The 14,272-nt window shown below is 49.1% G+C and carries 10 protein-coding genes and 1 pseudogene; 3 read left to right on the top strand and 8 right to left on the bottom strand.

Annotated features, from left to right (window positions below):
• Positions 1-112: 112 nt before the first annotated feature.
• On the bottom strand, positions 113-1,504 hold the full coding sequence (locus tag KJS65_RS06110) for an MFS transporter (RefSeq protein WP_213649017.1): 1,392 nt from the start codon (positions 1,502-1,504) through the stop codon (positions 113-115).
• Between the two features lie 229 nt (positions 1,505-1,733).
• On the opposite strand from KJS65_RS06110, the gene KJS65_RS06105 reads away from it, so the two are divergent.
• The 3 genes and pseudogenes from KJS65_RS06105 to KJS65_RS06095 all read left to right on the top strand — a co-directional run bounded on the left by KJS65_RS06105 (position 1,734) and on the right by KJS65_RS06095 (position 3,910).
• The gene (locus KJS65_RS06105; protein WP_136605766.1) at positions 1,734-2,588 is read left to right on the top strand and encodes an SDR family oxidoreductase; all 855 of its coding nucleotides are present in this window, start codon (positions 1,734-1,736) and stop codon (positions 2,586-2,588) included.
• Positions 2,589-3,461, top strand: a complete 873-nt coding sequence (locus KJS65_RS06100; RefSeq protein ID WP_136605767.1) for an aminoglycoside 6-adenylyltransferase — start codon at positions 2,589-2,591, stop codon at positions 3,459-3,461. It begins immediately after the preceding gene.
• 64 nt (positions 3,462-3,525) lie between these two features.
• A pseudogene (locus KJS65_RS06095) lies at positions 3,526-3,910 on the top strand (RidA family protein).
• Between the two features lie 75 nt (positions 3,911-3,985).
• Here the strand turns inward: KJS65_RS06095 and KJS65_RS06090 are convergent.
• The 7 genes from KJS65_RS06090 to KJS65_RS06060 all read right to left on the bottom strand — a co-directional run bounded on the left by KJS65_RS06090 (position 3,986) and on the right by KJS65_RS06060 (position 14,144).
• Entirely contained in the window at positions 3,986-4,309 is a 324-nt protein-coding gene (locus KJS65_RS06090) for an SCP2 sterol-binding domain-containing protein (protein WP_213649016.1), read from the bottom strand.
• A 26-nt stretch (positions 4,310-4,335) separates the two neighbouring features.
• On the bottom strand, positions 4,336-4,773 hold the full coding sequence (locus KJS65_RS06085; RefSeq protein WP_136606970.1) for a PaaI family thioesterase: 438 nt from the start codon (positions 4,771-4,773) through the stop codon (positions 4,336-4,338).
• A gap of 62 nt (positions 4,774-4,835) precedes the next feature.
• Positions 4,836-6,530 (bottom strand): AMP-binding protein, encoded by a 1,695-nt coding sequence (locus KJS65_RS06080; RefSeq protein ID WP_213649015.1) that lies wholly within the window; start codon positions 6,528-6,530, stop codon positions 4,836-4,838.
• A gap of 23 nt (positions 6,531-6,553) precedes the next feature.
• A complete protein-coding gene (locus KJS65_RS06075) occupies positions 6,554-8,335 on the bottom strand; it encodes an acyl-CoA dehydrogenase family protein (RefSeq protein WP_213649014.1) in 1,782 nt (593 codons plus the stop codon).
• 22 nt (positions 8,336-8,357) lie between these two features.
• A complete protein-coding gene (locus KJS65_RS06070; RefSeq protein ID WP_213649013.1) occupies positions 8,358-9,542 on the bottom strand; it encodes an acetyl-CoA C-acyltransferase in 1,185 nt (394 codons plus the stop codon).
• Between the two features lie 25 nt (positions 9,543-9,567).
• Complete coding sequence (locus KJS65_RS06065) at positions 9,568-11,970, bottom strand: 3-hydroxyacyl-CoA dehydrogenase/enoyl-CoA hydratase family protein (RefSeq protein ID WP_213649012.1); 2,403 nt, start codon at positions 11,968-11,970, stop codon at positions 9,568-9,570.
• Complete coding sequence (locus KJS65_RS06060; protein ID WP_213649011.1) at positions 11,967-14,144, bottom strand: heterodisulfide reductase-related iron-sulfur binding cluster; 2,178 nt, start codon at positions 14,142-14,144, stop codon at positions 11,967-11,969. The genes KJS65_RS06065 and KJS65_RS06060 overlap by 4 nt, the downstream gene beginning before the upstream one ends.
• Between the last annotated feature and the right edge of the window lie 128 nt (positions 14,145-14,272).

The following is a 14,272-nucleotide window of genomic DNA, read 5'->3' as shown; positions in this document are numbered from 1 at the left end:
GCCATATTACCTGATATCGCTTTTCGTGAATCATAGCGTCAGTAACAATTCATTATCGCCTGAGTTGAATGAAAGTTCAAGCTTAGTCAAGAATTGCTCTTGATATATCCCACTAAGATGCGGAGAGATGATGGTTATGAGATTTTCCCTTGGGCAGGTAACGACCTGCAATTGCTACGGCCAAGCATAACAAGCAGCAAATACCGAAAAGTATGCGCAGGGGTGTTCCAAAGCTTTCTTGTGCCATTGAGTGACTTCCCATCGTACCAACCAACAGCGTGGCAAGTCCAATACCCACAATTTGACCGAGATAACGCACAAGTGCAAGCAAACTGCCTGCCAGGCTGCTTTTTTCAGCGGGGGCCGCGCTCATGACTTCGGCGTTGTTGGTCGCATGAAACAGACCTGTACCGATGCCGAAAATGGCTAGGTGCAGCCCGACGCTCATGGCCGTGATGGACGGCATGAATACAACAAAAAGCATGGAAACTGAACATAACACCGCGCCGGCATGGATAGGAAAGCTCCCTCCATACTTATCCCTGAACCAGCCTGCAAAAGGGGCCACGATCCCCATCAGCAGCGGTTGAAGCATCAATAGAGCCCCTGTCCACCAAGCCGAAAACCCAAGCTCGCTTTGCAGATAAAATGTAATGGGAATCAGCGTTGCGGTCTGGGCCAGGTTAATGATCAACGAGCTTGAATTGCCGAGCCATACCTTCCGATGACGGAAAAGTTCACGGTCGATAATGCCGTAATCGATTTTTTTCGCCTGAAAAATCAGTGCGCAAAGGAGCAGAATGCCGCTCCCTCCCTCCAGCCACACTTTGAGCGAGGTGGAACCATCTTTTACAGCTTCCGAGGCCAGCATGAGCAGACTGACTCCCGCTCCTAATAAAAAGGTGCCTACATAATCAAAAGGACTTCTGGCAGATGACATGCTCTCTCGTGGAAACAAGCGGAAACCAAGCCAGCATGCGGCCAGCGAAATCGGCACATTGATCCAGAAGAGCCATGTCCAATCCATGGCTTCAAGCAGCAGTCCACCCAGCGCCGGTCCTGATAATGTTCCAATCGAGACGACGATGGCATTGTATCCGAGCGCTCTTCCCCGTTCATGATCCGGAAACGCCTGTCTTACCATGGCCTGACTGTTGGCCATAATCATCGTGGCTCCAATACCCTGGAGGCACCGTGACAGCAGCAGAAGCACAAAGCTGTGTGAAACAGCGATGCACAGCGAACCGATCCCGAAGATCAGAAAACCGTAGCTGTACACCTTGCGCCGTTCCATACGGTCGGACAGCTTCCCCATAAAAGGAAGCAATATGACCATCGTCAGCAGGTAGATGGTAGCCACCCACTGGATTTGTGCAAGCGTTACCGAAAATTGACGCGCCATAATAGGCAGTGAAACATTCACAATGCCAACATCAAGGGTGGATATCAGCGTTCCCATGTTAACGACCTGTAAAATGCCCCATTTGTTACGTAGTCCAGGCATAAATTAAGTTCATTCCTCTCTGCAATCACGCGTAGTATTTTTAGCATCTATTTGAGTTCTGATAAACCGCATAAAATCAGGTTTGAACCTATTGTACGTTTCTCATCCCGGCTTGAAAAGAATTCATTTCTACGATATAAGTCACTATGCTATACAGGTGTCAGCAATTCCATTATAGTTAAATCATGTATTCTATTTATTTCCAGTCGCGAATCAGGGAGGTCTTTATATGGAGCCATTTTCGAATGATCTGCTAAAGGACAAAGTCGTATTAGTAACCGGAGGAGCCACGGGGCTCGGCCGTGCCATGGGCGAGAAGTTTGTGAAGCTTGGGGCTAAGCTGGCCATTACCGGCCGCCGGGAAGAAGTATTAAAACAAACCTCCGATGAGCTTTCTGCAAACGGTTACAGTGTCTTCTACAAGCCATGTGATGTTCGTGATCCCGCTCAAATCAGTGCCTTGGTGGATGCTGTAGAGCAGCATTATGGTGCGATCGATATTCTGGTCAACAATGCCGCCGGCAATTTTATCAGTCCAACCGAAAGACTGTCACCACGCGCCGTGGACGCAGTTCTCAATATAGTACTGCACGGCACCTTCTATGCTACCCTTGAAGTAGGAAAACGCTGGATTGAGCAAAAACGCACAGGCACCATGCTGAATATTGTTACGACCTATGCCTCCAGCGGATCGGGTTATGTTGTGCCGTCTGCGGCTGCAAAAGCCGGAGTCCTTGCCCTCACCCGCTCACTTGCAGTTGAATGGGCTCCGCACGGCATACGTCAGGTGGCCATTGCACCAGGTCCCTTTCCAACCGAAGGTGCTTGGTCGCGGCTGTCTCCTACCCCGGAGCTTGAAGAAAAAATGCTGGACCGGATTCCCATGAAAAGGGTTGGGGACAAAGAAGAGCTTGCGAATCTCGCTGCCTTTTTGGTTTCCGACTATGCCTCATACATCAATGGTGAGGTTGTCACGATCGATGGAGGTGAATGGCTTCAAGGTGCAGGACAATTTAACGACTTGCGTCAGGTAACCCATGAGCAGTGGGATGTCCTTGCCCAAATGACCAGGAAGGGGAAATAAATGAGAACAAAGCAAGAAATGATGGAATTAATCCTAAACGTTGCAAACAAAGACGATCGAATTCGTGCAGTTGCCATGAACGGCTCACGTACCAATCCAAATGCCCCTGTGGATCCATTTCAGGATTTTGATATTGTCTATCTTGTTTCCGAAATGGAATCTTTTCTTCATGATCCTCGATGGGTAGACGTGTTTGGAGAGCGGATAATTATGCAAACGCCGGAAAATATGAGTTTATTTCCACCGACGCTTGGCGACCGCTTTACGTATTTAATGCTTTTTACGGACGGCAATCGGATCGATCTCATGCTGATACCTGTCGCAGAAAAAGATATATACTGCCAAGAGGATAAGCTCACTGTTGTTTTGCTCGACAAGGACCAATTGCTTCCGGAGGTTCTCCCGCCTAGTGATGAAGATTATTGGGTAAAACGGCCTTCGGCCGAATTCTTTGCAGATTGCTGCAATGAATTTTGGTGGGTGTCTACGTACGTTGCCAAAGGACTATGGAGAAAGGAAATCCTTTATGCCCAAGATCACCTGCAAAAGATCATGGGACCTATGCTGCTCAAAATGCTGGAATGGCAGGTTGGCATTCAAACGGATTTTTCGGTGAGTACAGGTAAAAATGGCAAGTACCTGCAGAAATATATGACGGAAGAAAGCTGGAACGAGCTCCTTTCTACCTATGCGGACGGAAGCTATGAAGATGTATGGAGAGCCTTAACCGCCATGACCCGGTTGTTCCGCAAGAATGCCTTATTCGTTGCGGCGCATTTTGGATATGAATATCCTCATCAGGACGATCAGCGCGTGAGCGCGTATTTGGATCATGTGAGCAGCCTTCCATCCGACGCTAGCAACATCTTTTGAATGATATGTTGTAATGAACAAAGCTAAATATATAATCTACTGGAGATGTTGGAGGAGAATTGATTTGATCAGAGAACAAGTATTCACAGGCTCCCCATGGGAATCCCAAGTTGGTTATTGCCGTGCCATTCGTATTGGAAACAGAATTGAAGTCGCTGGAACAACCGCTATGCAAGGGCGGAGAGGTCATCGGCATTGGAAATCCCTATGAACAAACAAAATTCATTCTGCAAACCATTAAAAAAGCTTTGAGTGAATTGGGAGCTGAAATGTCCGACGTAGTCAGAACACGCATGTTCGTTACGGATATCTCAAAATGGGAAGAAATTGGGAAGGCTCATGGTGAATTCTTCAAAACGATTCAACCTGTGGCAACCATGGTGGAAGTTAAAGCTCTCATCGACCCGCTGTTAATGGTTGAGATTGAGGCAGAAGCTATCATGGATTAATAATCTATTTCATATTCAAGAGAAAGCCCCGTTTCTCGGTTCATCCATGAGAAACGGGGCTTTTGCTTATTCGGATTATACGTATTGCTTCAATACTTCCTGAAGCTTCAGCGCGAGTCCAATCTTGCCATCGACCTTTAGCGATCCGGTCATAAATGCCAGTGTTGTGTTCAAATCGTCTTCGAGCAGCTTGTGAAAATTCTTTTCTGACAATGTCATGGTACAATCAGCCGCCCCTGCAGCTTCCTCGGACACCATCGCTCTGGCGTTCTCAAAAGAAACCTGAAATATGCCGCTATCGCCTATGTTGAACCGATATATCGCATGTAGTGATTCGATGGGCTCCGGTCTTGCATTCATCCGGTCCGCAAGCTGCTGGAGCTCTTCCTTGATAGTCATGCCGCTCCTCCTTTTTAATATTCTTCTCAAGCTCCAGGAATAGGTTTATCCAGCACCCGGAAGGTTCCAGTGCCAAAGGCCAGCAAATCCCCATTTTCTTTGCGTGCAAAGGCCTGGGCTGTAATTAGCTTGCGGGAGCTATGGATCAGCTCCGCTGTCACCAGTACACGGCCTTCTGACGTCGGAGCCACATAGTTCATATTCAATCCCACAGTAACGACACTGACCCCAGGCCGGGCCAGCATCACGATAATCCCCATAGCTGAATCAATAACGGATGCATGCATACCTCCGTGCAAAATTCCAATAAGATTCAAATGATGAGGCTGGATCTCAAACGAAACCACAACCTGTTTTTCGTTAAGATCTACAATTTCACAGCCTATAAATTCCCAAAACGTATTTTTGGCAGCCCGTTCCAGAAGCTCCAAATCCGGAAAACTGCCGCCGGATGCGTTCTCCATCTGCCAACGACCTCCTTTGCTGTTACGCATGTTCATGCTTATACAACATTTCGACGATGATCTTACAAATCCACTTTGGATTGATTCACGAGCTTTTCATTTTCTTCCTCAATCAGCTTACGTCGCAGCACCTTGCCTACCAGCGTTTTCGGCAGAGAATCCCTGAACTCGTAAATTTTTGGCACTTTGTAAACTGCCAAACGCTCTTTGCACCAGCTTTTCAGATCCTTTTCTGTAACCTTAGAGCCCTTGCGGAGAACGATGTAAGCCTTTACATTTTCACCCCGATAAGGATCATTAATGCCTGCCACCACTGCTTCCTCTACATCTGGATGCTCGAACAGTACTTCCTCCACCTCACGCGGATAAATATTATAGCCTCCAGCTATAATCAGATCCTTGCGGCGGTCGAGAATGTAAAAGAAACCTTCATCGTCCATCCGAGCCAAATCACCGGTGTACAGCCAACCATCACGTAGCGTGCGTTCCGTATCATCCGGACGATTCCAGTATCCCTTCATGACCTGCGGACCCTTAACGATCAGTTCGCCGATTTCACCCAGCGGCATTTCTTCGCCAGTGTCGGAATGCACAATTTTTGCGGATGTGTCCGGAAACGGGATCCCGATTGAGCCGCTTTTCCGCTTCTCCCAGATGTTGTTCGCATGTGTCACCGGAGAAGCTTCGGTCAATCCATAACCTTCTGTCAGCTTGCCTCCGCTCAATTTCTCGAATCGTTCCTGCACTTCGACAGGCAGAGGTGCTGCCCCGCTAATACAAATCTGAATGGAGGATAGGTCAAAGCTGCTGACTTCCGGATGGTGTATGACGGCAATGTACATCGTCGGCGCACCGGGGAATACCGTTGGTTTCTTCTTATGGATCGTCTTCAGTACTTCATTAATTTCAAAGCGCGGTATCAGAATTAGCGTACCTGCAATATACATGGCCTGATTGAGGAGCACCGTTAAACCGAATACATGAAAAAATGGCAGTGCCGCCAAATACTTTTCATGTGCGATTTTGGAACGGTAGAACCATAACTGGGCTTGAATCGTATTGGATACCAGATTCATATGCGTCAGCATGACGCCCTTGGCGAAACCGGTCGTTCCGCCTGTATATTGGATCAATGCCAGGTCATTCTCGGCATCTACTGGAACCTCGAACGGAGCGTCGCTGGAGTTTTTCAAAAATGAAAGAAACGGGAGCACGCGCTGGCCATATTCCACCTGTGCCGCCATGCCGTCCTTCTTCGCCTTGATGGGGTAAAGTACATTCTTGGGAAAAGGCAAATAGTCCTTAATGGACGTCACAATCATATAGTCCATCGGATGGTGTTCCATCGCTTTCTTGACCCTCTCTACCAATGCATCCAGCGTAACAATGATTCGTGCGCCGGCATCCGTGAGCTGATGCTCGATCTCACGCGGCACGTACAGCGGATTGGTCATCACTGCTATACCGCCGACAAGGAGTGTGCCGTAATAGGCAATCACTCCCTGCGGGCAATTCGGCAGCATGATTGCAATCCGTTCCCCCTTGCGGACGCCCAGTTGATTCAGGGCGTTCGCAAAGCGGTATACAGATTGCAGTAAAGATGAATAGGTTATTTTCTTCCCCATAAAATCAAGTGCGATATGCTGGGGATATAATGCAGCGGAATCCACTAAAAATTTAGCCAGGTTTTGCTTGGGATAATCGTAACTGTGCGGGACCTCATCAGGATATTGATCTAACCATGGATTACTCGTCATCCAGGCCACCCCATCTCACAATATTACAAAACGTAAGCTTCTGCGTCGATCACCTTCGCTGCAATTTCACGCTTGATGCCAAGCGCATCGATCGGCGATTTGCGGACCAGCTTTTTCAGGACGGACAGCTGGGTGCGGAGGGTATCTCCGGATTCCATCGCTGCCAGCACTTCTTTAGCCCAGTTTTCAATTTTCGCGAATTCTTCATGGATAAATACCGTTGTCATTTGAATGGCAAGCTTCGCTTTATCTTCTCCGGAACGGTCGATCATCTTCTGGGTACGCAGCAGTGCACTTTCCATTGCAAATACTGAAATCATCATATCTGCGAGGTCACTCAGGATTTCCTGCTCATCCTCCAGTTTTAATTGATATTTCTGAACGGCTCCGGCACCGCACATGAGGAAAATCTTCTTTGACATCTTGAGCAAATGGGCTTCCTGTTCCAATGTTCCGTCAAAAAGTTGGTTCGGAATCGGCTCCATCAGTTCGCTTTGGAGCGCCATTGCTTTTTGCATCAAAGGAAGCCCGCCCTTCATGGCTTTCTTGATCAGGGCTCCCGGAATGAGCAGACGGTTGATTTCGTTTGTACCTTCAAAGATCCGGTTGATGCGGGAATCACGATAATTTCGTTCTACGCGGTACTCCTGGGTAAATCCGTAACCGCCATGGATTTGCACACCTTCGTCGACGATAAAATCCAGTACCTCGGAGCCGAAGACCTTATTAATGGAGCATTCCAACTGGTACTCGGCAATCGCTTTGGCCGACTGATAACCAACCTCCGGACTGCTATGATCCACATCAGCAAGACCTACATCAAAAAGCCCAGCAGTACGGTAAACCATGCTTTCGAGCACAAAAGCCTTGGTATTCATGTCAGCGAGCTTTTTACCCAGCAGCGGGAACGAAGAAATTTTGCGTCCGAATTGGGTACGTTCATTCGCATATTCGGCAGCGAGCTCAATCGTATCCTTGGATGCTCCTACGCAGCCTGCTGCCAGTTTGAAGCGCCCGATGTTCAGGATGTTAAACGCGATAAGATGGCCCTTGCCGACTTCCCAGAGCAGATTCTCTACAGGGACCTTTACATCTTCCAGAATCAATTGGCAGGTTGAGGAACCTTTAATCCCCATCTTCTTCTCTTCCGGGCCAATACTTACGCCTTCCATGGTGCGTTCGACGATAAAGGTACTGAAATCTTTGCCGTTTACTTTGGCATACACAATAAATAGGTCTGCAAAACCGGCATTCGTGATAAACTGCTTCGTTCCGTTTAACAGGTAATACTCGCCGTCATCGGATAAAGTTGCTGTTGTTTTGGCACCCAGCGCATCCGAACCGGAAGAAGGCTCCGTCAAGCAGTACGCAGCAATTTTTTCACCAGTGGCCAGGAGAGGCAGATACTTCTGCTTCTGTTCTTCCGTACCGAAGTATACGATGGGAAGCGTTCCGATTCCGACATGAGCCCCAATGGAGAGAGCAAATGCGGAGGCTTTCGTCAGATTTTCATTGATCAGTGTGGAGCTGACCTTATCCAGACCAAGTCCGCCGTAAGCTTCAGGCACATCAGCACCCAATAGTCCAAGCTCGCCGGCTTTACGCATTTTGTCCACGGTCAGTTCATAATTTAGCTTCTCGATTTCTTCATCGTGAGGAACGATTTCTCCTGCAACGAATTCAGCCGTTGTTTCCGCGATCATGCGGTGTTCTTCGGTAAAGTCCTCCGGCGTTACGATTTGAGTGAAATCCGTATCCTCGATAATGTAACTGCCACCAACCACTTTGTTCATTGTTGTGCTCATGTCTACCTCTCCTTTTCACATTTTATTCAGGATATACTTCAAAAACACCTGCTGCGCCCATTCCGCCGCCAATACACATCGAAACGACACCGAATCCCCCACCCTGACGGCGCAGCTCATTAATCAGTGTTGTCGTCAGCTTCGTTCCTGTACAGCCCAGCGGGTGACCCAGAGCAATCGCCCCGCCATTAACATTGACCTTATCTTCATCGATACCAAGTTCCCGGATGATGTGCACGCACTGGGAAGCAAATGCTTCGTTGATTTCAAAAATCTTCACATCGTCCTGTGTAATCCCCGCCATTTGCAGTGCCTTGGGAATTGCCTTAACCGGACCGACACCCATAATCTCCGGCTCCACACCACTCAGTGCGAAAGATCGGAAGGTTGCCAGCGGCTTCAGGCCAAGCGCATCCGCTTTTTCCCGGCTCATGACAACGACTGCGGCTGCTCCGTCACTGGTTTGGGAAGCATTGCCGGCAGTGACAGTACCGTTCAGCTTAAACGCGGGTCTCAGCTTGCTGAGTCCCTCCGGCGTTGTGTCCGGGCGGACGCCTTCATCTACTTGGAAAGTAAAGGATTTGGTCTGTACCTTTCCTCTGCCATCCACGCTTTTCAGTTCAGTCTGTACAGGAATAATCTCATCCAGGAATTTCCCCTCAGCAATAGCCTTTGCAGCCTTCTCATGGGAGCGGGCCGCGAATCGATCCTGCTCCTCCCTCGAAATGCTGAAACGTTCTGCAACCTCTTCCGCTGTATGACCCATACCGATATAAACTTCAGGCATTTCGGCAACCAGCTTTGGATTCGGTGAAACTTTAAAACCTGTCATGGGTACATGGCTCATGCTCTCCACGCCGCCTGCGATGAGTATATCCGCAGACCCAAGCATGATGCGCTCCGCAGCGAAAGCGATCGATTGCAATCCTGAAGAACAGAAACGGTTTATGGTCAATGCCGGTACGGTTACCGGGAATCCTGCGTACAACGACATGATGCGGGCAAAGTTCAGGCCTTGTTCTCCTTCCGGCATGGCGCAGCCAATAATAATGTCCTCCACATCTTCCTTTTGAAGACCTGGCGCACGGTCAATGACCGCTTCCAGGACGGCTTTCCCGAGATCATCCGCCCGGGTCTGAGCCAAGCTGCCCTTTTTGGCTCTTCCGATTGCGGTCCGGGCCATAGATACGATTACTGCTTCTCTCATTTCAATTTCACCCTCCCCTGGGATGTTAATTACGGAGTGCTTTGCCTTTGGTCAGCATATGGTGCATGCGCTGCTGAGTTTTTGGTTCCCCGCACAAGCTTAGGAATGCTTCCCGCTCCAGATCGAGCATATACTGCTCGGTCACAAGCGATCCGGCTGGAACATCTCCACCTGCCAGCACATGCGCTAACTTTTTGGCAATGAGTAGATCATGATCACTGATATATCCGCCGCGTTTCATGTCGATGGCTCCAAGCTGGAGAACCGCCTTGCCTTCCGATCCGACAACACAAATCTTTTCTTCCGGAATCGGCTTGTAATCGGCATTAGCGAGTCCCAGCACGGACTGTTTGGCTTCATAAATGGAGAAGTCCTGATTTGCCACGACACGGTCGGAAGGACGAAGATAACCCAGTTTTTTCGCATCGTATCCGCTGCTTGAAACCGTAGCCGTTCCCACAGTTTGAAATACGTGATTGATATATGGCTGCAAGTCAACGCCCTGCACGTTCGCATGCTGGCTTGCACGGAGCGTGAACTCTTTGCATCCTCCGCCTGCAGGAATCAGGCCTACGCCAACTTCAACCAAACCGTAGTAGGTTTCAGCAGAAGCAACCACCTGGTCGGCCGGCATGCAAGCTTCTACCCCGCCGCCGAGGCACATCCGGTGAGGAGCAGCTACTACCGGTTTTTCGAAGCGTTTCACTTTGTACATCGTGTTCTGGAATAAATGAATGATGTCGTTGATTTCATCCCACTCTTCATCCTGGGCTTCCATCAGCAGCAGCATGATGTTGGCACCTACGCAGAAGTTACGTCCCTGGTTGGCAATGACCATACCTTTATAATTTTTTCTGACTTCTTCAAGGCTCTGGGTGATCATGGTCAGAATGTCCTCGCCGATGGCATTGTTCGGGGAATGGAACTCCAGACAAGTTACGCCATCTCCCAGATCTATTAGGCTTGCGCCGCTGTTGCCTTTGATGATTTTATTCTGTTCTTTCAAGCTCCGCAGATTGATGATTTCCGGAGCAAATTCGACCTCTTTATATGCAGAAGAGCCGATATGAATGGAATACAGCTTTCCTTCCTCTTGTTTATAAAAGGATGTATGGCCGGCTGCGATCCAATCCTTTACCCATGCGGGTACGGTCAAACCTTCCGCTTCCATCCGTTCTACCGAACGCTTCAGACCAATCGCATCCCAGGTTTCAAATGGGCCGAGTTCCCAAGAGAAGCCCCATTTCATGGCATCATCAATCTCTTGGATGGAGTCCGAGATTTCTCCGACCTTTTCCGCAGAGTAGATCAGTACCTGTTTCAGAATATTCCAAGCCAGATCCGAGTAGCGGTCTTTGGCAGCCAGGATAGCTTTAGTCTTCTCCTTGGCCCCTTTCGCCAGCTTGGCGGCTTCCAGTGATGCCGACTTTGGCTTTTTCTGCGGAACATAGTCCATCGTTGTCAGATCAAGCGCTAGGATTTCGCTGCCGCCGGCATTTTTTTTCTTCAAATAAAACCCTTGACCAGACTTCTCGCCAAGCCAGCCCTTTTCCACCATGCTTTTCATCACGAGCGGTACGGTAAAGACGGAAAGTTCATTTTCATCAGTCACATTGTTGTATACGTTGTCCGCGACATGTACGAAGGTGTCCAATCCGACCAGATCCAGCGTACGAAAAGTTGCACTCTTCGGCCGACCCATAGCCGGACCCGTTACGGCATCCACTTCTTCCACGGTATAACCGTTCTCGGTCATTTCCTTTAATGTAACAAGCAGTCCGTAGGTTCCAATGCGGTTGCCGATAAAATTCGGGGTATCTTTGGCAAGCACGACGCCCTTTCCCAATACCTTCTCGCAGAAGCCCTTCATAAAGATCACAAGCTCCGGGTCGGTATGATCGCCGGGGATGATTTCGAGAAGCTTCATATATCTAGGCGGGTTGAAGAAATGCGTCCCCATAAAATGCTTTTTGAAGTTTTCATTGCAATCTGCTGCCATATCGTTGATGGAAATCCCCGATGTGTTGGAGCTGACAATGGTTCCTGGTGTCCAGACGCCTTCAATTTTTTGAAGCAGTCCTTTCTTCACTTCCAGATTCTCTACCACGACCTCGATGATCCAGTCCACCTGGGCAAGCTGGGATAGATGATCATCCAAATTGCCTGGCGTGATCCGGTCTGCGAACGAATTGTCAAAGAGCGGAGCCGGTTTGGTCTTGGCCAGCTTGGCAATCGCCGATGACGCAAGCCTGTTTCTCACGGCCGGGTTTTCGAGGGTCAAGCCTTTTGCCGTCTCTTCTTCCGTCAGCTGTTTGGGTACCATGTCGAGCAGTAAGCACGGAATTCCGACGTTGGCCAGATGTGCCGCGATGCCGGAACCCATGATTCCAGAACCGATGACGGCCGCTTTACGAATGGATTTATTCATTTTGTGCTTGCCTCCATTTCTAGTCCTTTATTGTGAGCGGAATGATCGCCGAACACGGAAAGCTCCAGTATTTCCGCGATATCCTTTGCCTTCACACGGTCTTCAACTTCCTTCATTTTGGTCCCGTCCTCCATCATGGTCAGGCAGTAAGGACAGGCGCTGCTGATGATGCTCGGATTCACTTCTAGAGCCTGCTCCGTTCGTGCCAGATTCACGCGTTTGCCGGAAGTCTCTTCCATCCACATCATGCCGCCGCCTGCGCCGCAACACATGGCATTTTCCCTGGTGCGCTTCATTTCTACTAGCTCTACCCCAGGTATCGCTTTCAGTACATTGCGCGGCTGATCATACACATTGTTGTACCGGCCGAGATAGCATGAATCATGATACGTAATGCGTTCTTTCACTTCATTCTTTGGCACCAGCCTGCCCTCGCGGATGAATTGGTCAAGAAGCTGCGTATGGTGAAATACCTCGACACCTTCGAGACCAAATTCCGGATACTCGTTTTTAAATGTATTAAAAGTGTGAGGACACGCGGTAACGATTTTTTGAACACCGTATTTCTCGAAAATCTCGATGTTCTCCATGCAGAGCTGCTGGAACAGCATCTCATTGCCCATCCGGCGTGGCGTATCACCCGAGTTCTTCTCCTCATTGCCGAGAATGGCGTAATTGACGCCCGATTCATTCAGCAGTCTGGCGAAGGCTCTGGAAATTTTGCGGCTGCGAAGATCATAAGAGCCCATCGAGCCGACAAAAAACAAATATTCAAAAGTAGGGTTATCCTTTACCGTCGGCACTTTAATGCCTTCCACTTCTCCGCTCCAGTTGGCGCGGTCGTTACGGTTCAGGCCCCACGGATTGCTTTGTCTTTCGATATTTTGCAAGGCACGCTGGCCTTCGGCCGGAACGCTGCCTTCCATAAGAACAAGATGTCTGCGCAAATCAATGATTTTATCGACATGCTCATTGCCAACCGGACATTGATCTTCACAGTTACGGCAGGTTGTACAGGACCAGATTTCTTCTTCGGTCATGACGTCGCCGATGAGGTTCATTTCCTGAGGACTTTTCTCCTGGTGAGTCCAAGTGGACTTTTGCCAGGCGAGTGTCGGACGGATATCAGTAATGTCTTCGCTGTTCCAGTCAGGCTCGCTGCCGGGGGCGGATAACGCATGCGCGCCGCTTGTTGGAAATGCATACTCAGGCACATAGGGGGATTTGCCGGTGATGGCAGTTCCCTTTTCCGTTAAATGATCCCGAAGCTTTACAATCAGATGCATTGGTGACAGTACTTTCCCGGTATTGGAAGCCGGACATACGTTGGTGCAGCGGCCGCATTCCACACAGGCGTAGAAGTCGATCATCTGTTTCCGGGTAAAGTCCTCGATTTTGCCGACGCCGAAGCTTTCCGCCTCTTCATCTTCCAGATCCAGCTTGCTGAGCTTGCCTACCGGTTCAGAGCGCCCCAGGAAGATATTAACCGGAGCCGTAATTAAGTGAAAATGCTTAGACTGAGGTACGTATACAAGGAAAGAGAGCAGGATGAGCAAGTGCGCCCACCAGAAGACATAGAAAAGAATTTGGGCTGCGTTGGCAGACAAGCCACCAAATAGGGCTGCCAGCAGTGAAGAAATAGGCGCGAAGCCCGATGTTTCCTGTCCAAGCCATACTCTCTCGAAGCCCAGAGACAGCACAACCGACAGCATGAGGAAGAAAATAAAGAAGACAACCAGGCTCGGCTTCCAGCCTTTTTTCAGACGGGCGAGCTTCTCGCCGTACCGGCGGTAAGCCGCATAACCAATAGCTGCTAAAATGAGGAATACGGTGATCTCCTGCAGCAGACCGAAAACGTCATAAGCGGGTAGCGGCAGATGCCCACCGTTCGTCAGCCCTTTAATGATGAGATCCAAGGCGCCGAACTGCAGAATAATAAATCCATAAAAGATCACAAAGTGCATAATGCCGCTCTTCCAGTCTTTAAACAGCTTCTTCTGCCCGAATACCTGCGAAAGAAATTCACCCCACTTCCCTTCGCGCTGCTTCCGAAAATCGGCCGGTTTGCCAAGCTTCACGTACAGGAACCGATGGTAGACGGCCTTGTAAAAGAGGTAAAAGCCGTAACCTGCCACAGCCAGAAACAAGACCAAGTTGACAATTTGCCACACCATTCGCTATCCGTCCTTTCTGGTATAAAAGTAAAATTATGACGGCATTACAATAGAAAGCGATTACAAATTGCTTTTAAAATCAAGATTCTGCAAAAATCAAACTTCTCTGGACCTTCGCAAAATCCTCA

Source organism: Paenibacillus sp. J23TS9 (genome assembly GCF_018403225.1).
In the GTDB taxonomy this organism is placed as follows: Bacteria; Bacillota; Bacilli; order Paenibacillales; family Paenibacillaceae; genus Paenibacillus_AQ.
This window is presented reverse-complemented; position numbering and strand designations above follow the sequence as displayed.

What these genes read in the sequence shown, in the direction of transcription:
- KJS65_RS06110 (WP_213649017.1), bottom strand. Translation starts at nt 1,504, where the DNA reads ATGCCTGGACTACGTAACAAATGGGGCATTTTACAGGTCGTTAACATG.
- KJS65_RS06105 (WP_136605766.1), top strand. Translation starts at nt 1,734, where the DNA reads ATGGAGCCATTTTCGAATGATCTGCTAAAGGACAAAGTCGTATTAGTA.
- KJS65_RS06100 (WP_136605767.1), top strand. Translation starts at nt 2,589, where the DNA reads ATGAGAACAAAGCAAGAAATGATGGAATTAATCCTAAACGTTGCAAAC.
- KJS65_RS06090 (WP_213649016.1), bottom strand. Translation starts at nt 4,309, where the DNA reads ATGACTATCAAGGAAGAGCTCCAGCAGCTTGCGGACCGGATGAATGCA.
- KJS65_RS06085 (WP_136606970.1), bottom strand. Translation starts at nt 4,773, where the DNA reads ATGGAGAACGCATCCGGCGGCAGTTTTCCGGATTTGGAGCTTCTGGAA.
- KJS65_RS06080 (WP_213649015.1), bottom strand. Translation starts at nt 6,530, where the DNA reads ATGACGAGTAATCCATGGTTAGATCAATATCCTGATGAGGTCCCGCAC.
- KJS65_RS06075 (WP_213649014.1), bottom strand. Translation starts at nt 8,335, where the DNA reads ATGAGCACAACAATGAACAAAGTGGTTGGTGGCAGTTACATTATCGAG.
- KJS65_RS06070 (WP_213649013.1), bottom strand. Translation starts at nt 9,542, where the DNA reads ATGAGAGAAGCAGTAATCGTATCTATGGCCCGGACCGCAATCGGAAGA.
- KJS65_RS06065 (WP_213649012.1), bottom strand. Translation starts at nt 11,970, where the DNA reads ATGAATAAATCCATTCGTAAAGCGGCCGTCATCGGTTCTGGAATCATG.
- KJS65_RS06060 (WP_213649011.1), bottom strand. Translation starts at nt 14,144, where the DNA reads ATGGTGTGGCAAATTGTCAACTTGGTCTTGTTTCTGGCTGTGGCAGGT.